This is a genomic window from Tateyamaria sp. (assembly GCF_039940735.1).
In the GTDB taxonomy this organism is placed as follows: Bacteria; Pseudomonadota; Alphaproteobacteria; order Rhodobacterales; family Rhodobacteraceae; genus Tateyamaria.
Genome location: NZ_JBDVGB010000010.1, coordinates 1 through 6,294, shown reverse-complemented (window position 1 = coordinate 6,294; position 6,294 = coordinate 1). Strand labels below are relative to the sequence as shown.

General features: G+C 54.7%; 9 protein-coding genes and 1 pseudogene. 8 read left to right on the top strand and 2 right to left on the bottom strand.

Annotated elements, in window-relative coordinates:
- From ABJF76_RS01780 to ABJF76_RS01755, 6 genes and pseudogenes are all read left to right on the top strand, one after another.
- Nucleotides 1–272, top strand: a pseudogene (locus ABJF76_RS01780) (glycolate oxidase subunit GlcE); the annotation flags it as partial.
- Nucleotides 272–625, top strand: a complete 354-nt coding sequence (locus ABJF76_RS01775; RefSeq protein WP_413820069.1) for a hypothetical protein — start codon at nt 272–274, stop codon at nt 623–625. The pseudogene ABJF76_RS01780 and the gene ABJF76_RS01775, both read left to right, overlap by 1 nt.
- Entirely contained in the window at nt 626–1,939 is a 1,314-nt protein-coding gene (glcF, locus tag ABJF76_RS01770; RefSeq protein ID WP_413820068.1) for a glycolate oxidase subunit GlcF, read from the top strand. It abuts the gene before it with no gap.
- Nucleotides 1,940–2,015: 76 nt separating this feature from the next.
- Nucleotides 2,016–2,810 carry a trypsin-like serine peptidase gene (locus ABJF76_RS01765; RefSeq protein ID WP_413820067.1) on the top strand — a complete coding sequence of 265 codons (795 nt, stop codon included), beginning with the start codon at nt 2,016–2,018 and terminating at the stop codon, nt 2,808–2,810.
- Nucleotides 2,807–3,613: a trypsin-like serine peptidase gene (locus ABJF76_RS01760; protein WP_413820066.1), complete on the top strand. Its 807-nt coding sequence runs from the start codon at nt 2,807–2,809 to the stop codon at nt 3,611–3,613. The genes ABJF76_RS01765 and ABJF76_RS01760 overlap by 4 nt, the downstream gene beginning before the upstream one ends.
- A 132-nt stretch (nt 3,614–3,745) precedes the next feature.
- Nucleotides 3,746–4,210: an Hsp20 family protein gene (locus tag ABJF76_RS01755; protein WP_413820065.1), complete on the top strand. Its 465-nt coding sequence runs from the start codon at nt 3,746–3,748 to the stop codon at nt 4,208–4,210.
- Between the two features lie 177 nt (nt 4,211–4,387).
- Here the strand turns inward: ABJF76_RS01755 and ABJF76_RS01750 are convergent, their stop codons facing one another.
- Nucleotides 4,388–4,669 carry a hypothetical protein gene (locus ABJF76_RS01750; protein ID WP_413820064.1) on the bottom strand — a complete coding sequence of 94 codons (282 nt, stop codon included), beginning with the start codon at nt 4,667–4,669 and terminating at the stop codon, nt 4,388–4,390.
- Between the two features lie 153 nt (nt 4,670–4,822).
- On the opposite strand from ABJF76_RS01750, the gene ABJF76_RS01745 reads away from it, so the two are divergent.
- On the top strand, nt 4,823–5,365 hold the full coding sequence (locus ABJF76_RS01745; RefSeq protein ID WP_413820063.1) for a hypothetical protein: 543 nt from the start codon (nt 4,823–4,825) through the stop codon (nt 5,363–5,365).
- 5 nt (nt 5,366–5,370) lie between these two features.
- Here ABJF76_RS01745 and ABJF76_RS01740 read toward each other — a convergent pair whose 3' ends face one another.
- The gene (locus ABJF76_RS01740) at nt 5,371–5,601 is read right to left on the bottom strand and encodes a DUF6471 domain-containing protein (protein ID WP_413820062.1); all 231 of its coding nucleotides are present in this window, start codon (nt 5,599–5,601) and stop codon (nt 5,371–5,373) included.
- A 100-nt stretch (nt 5,602–5,701) separates the two neighbouring features.
- Between ABJF76_RS01740 and ABJF76_RS01735 the strand changes: the two genes are divergently transcribed.
- Nucleotides 5,702–6,294, top strand: a 593-nt coding sequence (locus tag ABJF76_RS01735; RefSeq protein WP_413822492.1) for a transposase, incomplete at its 3' end; no start/stop codon positions are given.

Genomic DNA, 6,294 nt, shown 5'->3' with positions numbered 1-6,294 from the left:
CTTTGCCCGCAGGCGCTGAGACCTTGATGGATTGGGGTGGCGGCCTGATCTGGGTCGGCATGCAAGACGCATCGCGCGACACACACGCGCAACTGCAAGCCCATATCGCCACCCTTGGTGGCCACGCCACGTTGATCAAAGGGCCAGACACATTGCGTGCGAATGTCGCGGTTTTCCAGCCAGAAACGCCGGGTGTCGCCGCCCTAAGCACTGCATTGCGGTCACGGTTTGACCCTCGGGGCATCCTGAACGCTGGGTTGCTTGCCCCCTGATGATACTGCTTTTATTCACCATGGCTTTTGTGATCGGCCCATTGCTTTTTCTGGTGTTAGTGCAGTTTGATGGCCGACGTTGGCCGCTGGCATTGGCTGCATCCATCATGGTGTTGCTGAGCTTTATGTTTCGAACCGAAGCCAGCCCTTCATTTGGTGTCGATAGGGCACCTGCGTTTCTAAGCGTCGTGTTGATCTGGCTGGCGTGGATCGTGGTCTTGGTGATGGTCGCGCGTGCGGTGCGCCTGGCCTACCCTTCGGCCAAAGCGCGCAAGTGGAGCCGAGCAATCGGCGCAATGGGCACAACCGTGCCGTGGTTCGGCTTTGCTGCCGCACAAATGATGGTGAAATAAATGCAAACGACCTTTACCCCGACCCAGCTTAAAGATCCGGCCATCCAGCGCAGCAACGACATTCTGCGCAACTGTGTGCATTGCGGGTTTTGCACCGCCACCTGCCCCACGTATCAGGTGCTTGGCGACGAGCTCGATAGCCCACGTGGGCGCATCTATCTTATCAAAGATATGCTAGAAAACGATCGGGTGCCGGATGAGAAAGTCGTCAAACATATCGACCGCTGCCTGAGCTGCTTAGCGTGCATGACGACATGCCCCAGCGGCGTTCATTATATGCATTTGGTCGATCATGCGCGCGAATACATCGAAGACAATTACAAACGCCCCCTTAGCGATCGCATGTTGCGCTGGGTACTGGCGCAAATATTACCCTATCCCATGCGCTTTCGGATCGCATTGTTGGGGGCCAAAATTGGGCGTCCTTTCGCCTGGCTGATGCCTGATGCACGCCTGCGTGCCATGTTAGAGATGGCCCCGAAACAAATTCCGCCCGTGTCGCGCAATGACGATCCGCAAAGTTTCGCCCCCAAAACCACCAAGAAAATGCGTGTGGCATTGATGACAGGCTGTGCGCAGAAAGCGTTGAACACGGACATCAACGATGCCACCATCCGCCTGCTGACGCGGTTGGGGTGCGAAGTCGTCGTGGCCGAAGGTGCGGGCTGTTGCGGTGCGCTGACCCATCACATGGGCAAGGCGTCCGAAAGCCACAAAGCCGCGGCCAAGAACATCGTTGCATGGGCGCGCGAGATGGATGGTGATGGATTGGATGCCATCGTCATCAATACCTCGGGCTGCGGCACCACCATCAAGGATTACGGCCATATGTTTCGCAATGACCCGCTGGCGGCCGACGCTGCGCGCGTCGCAGGTATTGCAATGGACGTCAGCGAAGTACTGATGAAGCTCGACCTGCCAGCTGGCGCGCCTCAGGACATGACCATTGCCTATCACGCGGCATGTTCGCTGCAACACGGTCAACAGATCAAAACCTATCCCAAAGATTTGCTAAAGAAGGCGGGTTTCAAGGTAGTTGAACCCAAAGACAGCCATCTGTGTTGTGGATCGGCGGGCACCTACAATCTGATGCAGCCTGAAATTTCCAAGCAATTAAAGACCCGCAAGGTCGACACGCTTATGGCGCGTAAACCCGATGTTATTGCAGCCGGCAATATTGGATGCATGATGCAGATCGGGTCTGCCGCTGGGGTCCCAGTGCTGCACACGGTCGAACTACTGGATTGGGCCACAGGCGGGCCACGGCCTGCCGGGTTGGACCGCACCCATTCGGATGTGCCCATTTTACGTTAAAATGGCGGCTTGCCCTATTTCTGCCCCCTTTCCTGCCTAAGCATTGAACCAAATCCGCTTCGAAGTAGGGGAATACATGCGGCGTTGGATGGCACTATCTATCATGGGTTTAACCGTGACAACGGCTGCGCTTGCGCAAGATTCGCACTTGCGGCGGCTGTCCAATGGGGTTGACGCAAAAGCTTGGGAAGCCGTGGGCCGCTTGAACATCGGCAATTCCGGTTTCTGTACAGGTACCCTGATTGCCCCCAATATGGTGCTGACCGCCGCGCATTGTCTTTACAACAAAGAATCCGGCGCGCGCATCCAGCACGATCAGGTCGAATTTCTGGCAGGATGGCGTGATGGGCGTGCGTCTGCTTATCGCACTGTGCGACGGGCGGTGGTTCACCCGAACTATGAATACGCGAGCCACGTCAACACCGGCGGCGAAGGCAATGACCTTGCGCTGCTGGAACTTGATCACCCGATCCGGGATGGAAAAATTCACCCGTTTTCGACCGAGGCCCGCCCGCAACGTGGGTCCAAGGTCGCGGTCGTCAGCTATGGTGCAGGTCGGTCCGAAGCGCCGTCTTTGCAGGAACTGTGCAGTGTTCTTGCGCTGCAACAAGGTATGCTCGTGACGTCCTGTTCTGTCGATTTTGGCAGCTCGGGTGCGCCCATTTTTGTGGTGCAAGAAGGCGAAGTTCAGATCGTATCAGTTGTGTCTGCCAAGGCCGAAGTGGACGGCAAGGCCGTGTCGTTGGGCACCTCGCTAGGCGTTCCGTTGGCCGAATTGCAGGCCGAAATGGTTGCGCAACAAGACACGCTGAGCAATCGAGTCATCTTAGGTGCGCCCAATGAAACCGGCGCGAAGGTTGTGAAACCATGAGAGTACTAGCCCTTATTTGCACCCTTGTTCTAGGGGGTATGGCGCAGGCACAAACCAGTGCTTTGCGGTCTTTGGACACGGATTATGCCGCCGCCAGTTGGAAGGCTGTAGGGCGGATCGATTTTGGGCGTGGCGCATTTTGCTCAGGCACGTTGATCGCTCCTGATCTGGTGCTGACGGCGGCGCACTGTCTTTATCATCCGGACACCAATCAGTTGTGGTCCAACGATGAAATCACCTTCAGCGCTGGCTTGCGTGATGGGGCGGCCGTCGCTGTGCGGTCAGCGCGCAATTCCGCCGCACACAAGGGTTTTAATCCGGTGGCCCCGTTGACTGCTGCCAATATCGCCCATGATGTCGCGCTGATCCAATTGGACAAGCCGATCTCTACCTTCGAGGTGCCACCATTTTACCTGCATTCCGACCGCATCGAACCTGGCCCCGTCAGTGTCGTGTCCTATGGCCGCGATCGCGCAAATGCGCAGTCTCGGCAAAAGGAATGCCAGATGCTGGCGCAGCAAGGGGACGCAATGGTCTTTGATTGCGACGTCACGTTCGGATCATCTGGTTCACCGGTGTTTTCGCACAAGAACGGACGTGGGAAAATTATGGCGGTGATTTCTGGCATAATGGAGATTGAAGGCGAAAAGCGTTCTGTCGGGATGGTTTTGCCAGAACGCGTGGCCGAACTGAGATCTCAATTGCGCCTTCAGGTCGCCCCGCCCGTCGCCAAAGTACGTCGCATCACCGTGGGTGGTGGGAGCGCGCGCAACAACACCGGTGCAAAATTCGTACGCCCCTAAGGGGCTTGAACCGTCAAAAATCCTCACCACATGTTGGTTATCGGATGCCCAATCGGGGTCCGACCATAGCAACCCACGCGGGGTCGTCCATTTCGGAGAACCCGCCTGTCATCGCTCAAAGTGAGGATAACAATGCGTACATATGATTTTGCACCGCTTTACCGCGCAACCGTTGGTTTTGACCAAATCGCTGACCTGATGGATCGGGTCACCGCGACGGACACAAGCGCAAGCAGCTACCCCCCTTACAACATCGAAAAGACCGACGACGATGCCTATCGCATTTCGATCGCCGTTGCAGGATTTTCAGACGAGGATCTTAATGTCGAGGCTAAGGAAAAGAGCCTGATTGTATCCGCCAGCAAGGCCGAAGAAACGAACACATCTTATCTACATCGCGGAATCGCAACCCGCGCATTCGAGCGTCGTTTTCACCTTGCAGACCATGTGGTCGTGACTGGCGCATCCCATGTAGACGGCATGCTGCACATCGATTTGGTCAAGGAAGTTCCAGAGGCCCTAAAGCCACGCCGCATCGAGATCGCCGCTCAGAAGGCTATTGAACAAGACGTGGTCGAAACCAAAACTGTCAATTGATGTAAATCAAATCCCGCCATGCAGGCGCATGGCGGGCCAATTCTGTATAAGGGGGCGTTGCCCCCGTCCTGCGGACTCCCCCAAGGTGTTTTCGGCCTTATGTATCAAACGCACCAAGCGGGGTGCTTTGAATGAATAACCCCATTGAACAACAGTTGCGTGCCGCAGAGATCAATATCAACCGTCGCGCACTAGAGCAAGAGCGGCTGTTTCGATCTCGTTGCAGTAAGATGCGCCGTGATCAAAGGCCATCCTTCCCATCTCGTCTTCAGGCGGCGTTTCGTCAAATCCGATCATTGATGCGGCGGTCAGGGTCATGATGTATTCATCTGTGCTGTCGTGCTCTCTAGCGTGTCTCGAAATTAGATTCGTGATCAATTGCTTTAGCACCATTCTTTCGGCGTTGGCTTTTGCGTTCTCGCGCATAAAAAAATCGGCGAGCTTCTCTAATTCGGTCATGTGCAATCCTAATGGTGTAAGCAAATCAGCCTCGCAGGGCGCTCATGTAGAGTCAAACGCACCAAGCGTGCGGACCGCTTCACACCAGCACGGCGGGGTGTGAGGGGTGATTAAGACTCCACACCGACATAACGCTGTGCGAGTGTTCCCGCCATGTCAGCCATACGCACAATCGCCCTTATATTTTTCTTCGGACCATTGGCTGCGATGTTTGGCGAGCCATTCTTTGAGGAATTCTTTGATCTTCTTGGGTGGGATAGCGAAGATTGGGCAGCACCCGCTATGACTTGGGTGGCGAATAATACCCCACTTCTTATGGGCTTCGTTGGCTTGGGTGCTGGTGTGTGGGTCCACTTTCTCGCGTCAAGGCTCAAGAGACGAATGGACCGACCCCCCGCAACGCATGCAAGTGACATTGACCTGAATGACCTTGAAATCGTTGCTGGCGAGAATTTTGATGGTAAAACTGTTAGGATTGACTGGAAGTGCTTTAAGCGCTGCAGCTTTGTGAATGCCACTTTAATATATCAAGGCAACCCAGTGCACTTCTCTGAGTGTGAATGGCCAATTGAAGGCGACCAGACAATTAGCTTTGCTTCTGACAGCCCGCAAATAAAGAACTTCATTGAAATGAAGGATCACATATCCGGTGGTCGTAAGGAGCTGGCTACTATCATTTTTGACCGCAACACTTGAGGCGGCTACAGCCTTAATTCTGTGACCTCAATAGCGGCCATGCACTGCAAAAAGAAAGCCATAGTGAAAACGCCACGGCTGATCTTGTTGGCTATGTTCTTTTCGTTTTCATCAACGCCAATATTCCCAAGCATTCCAGAGAGTTGAGCGTAGGTTATACCCTTGCGCTTCAACTCTGACCTAAGCAGGTTCTTCGCTTTGTCAGACCATTCCGCGTCCGTGTGGTTCTTTGGCATTCTTTATCCTTGGTGATAAAACCTCATTAATAGGGTATACCCCTTGACTTGATGATGTGCAAACCCTATTAATAGGGTATAGACATCACAGGTAATGACAATGGCCCAGCACTTCCTTCTTTCAGCAGCATCACGCACCCTTAGCCTTCGCAGCATCTACAAAGCTGGCGAAGCGGCGGCGCATGATGTGTTCTGCAAGATGCGCTGGTCTGAGACAAACGGCGAAGCCGTTTGCCCACAGTGTGGCAACCATGAGACGTACAAGATCACCACGCGCCGCAAGTTCAAATGCAAGAACTGCCACCACCAGTTTAGCGTCACATCTGGCACCATCTTTGCCTCGCGCAAGATGGACTTTGTGGACCTCTTGGCCGCGATCTGTCTGACAGTGAACGCGTCCAAAGGAATGAGCATGGTTCAACTGAGCCGCGACATTGATTGCCAGTACAAAACGGCCTTTGTGCTGGCCCACAAGTTGCGTGAGGCCATCGCACGTGAGGTTCAGACGGGTGAAGTTCTGGAAGGCCACGTTGAAATCGACGGCGCATATTTTGGCGGTCACATCCGCCCCCACAACGAAAAGGCCAAGCGCGTTGACCGCCGCAAGAAAGAACACCAGACAGGCACACGCCGCGTTGTAATCGCCATGCGTGAGCGTGAGGGCCGTGTGCTGCCTTTCGTGGGCGAGAACGA

Bases quoted from the DNA above. Each gene is read 5' to 3' on its own strand.
- ABJF76_RS01740 (WP_413820062.1), bottom strand. From the start codon at position 5,601: ATGCCAAAGAACCACACGGACGCGGAATGGTCTGACAAAGCGAAGAAC.
- glcF (WP_413820068.1), top strand. From the start codon at position 626: ATGCAAACGACCTTTACCCCGACCCAGCTTAAAGATCCGGCCATCCAG.
- ABJF76_RS01745 (WP_413820063.1), top strand. From the start codon at position 4,823: ATGTCAGCCATACGCACAATCGCCCTTATATTTTTCTTCGGACCATTG.
- ABJF76_RS01765 (WP_413820067.1), top strand. From the start codon at position 2,016: ATGCGGCGTTGGATGGCACTATCTATCATGGGTTTAACCGTGACAACG.
- ABJF76_RS01775 (WP_413820069.1), top strand. From the start codon at position 272: ATGATACTGCTTTTATTCACCATGGCTTTTGTGATCGGCCCATTGCTT.
- ABJF76_RS01750 (WP_413820064.1), bottom strand. From the start codon at position 4,669: ATGACCGAATTAGAGAAGCTCGCCGATTTTTTTATGCGCGAGAACGCA.
- ABJF76_RS01755 (WP_413820065.1), top strand. From the start codon at position 3,746: ATGCGTACATATGATTTTGCACCGCTTTACCGCGCAACCGTTGGTTTT.
- ABJF76_RS01760 (WP_413820066.1), top strand. From the start codon at position 2,807: ATGAGAGTACTAGCCCTTATTTGCACCCTTGTTCTAGGGGGTATGGCG.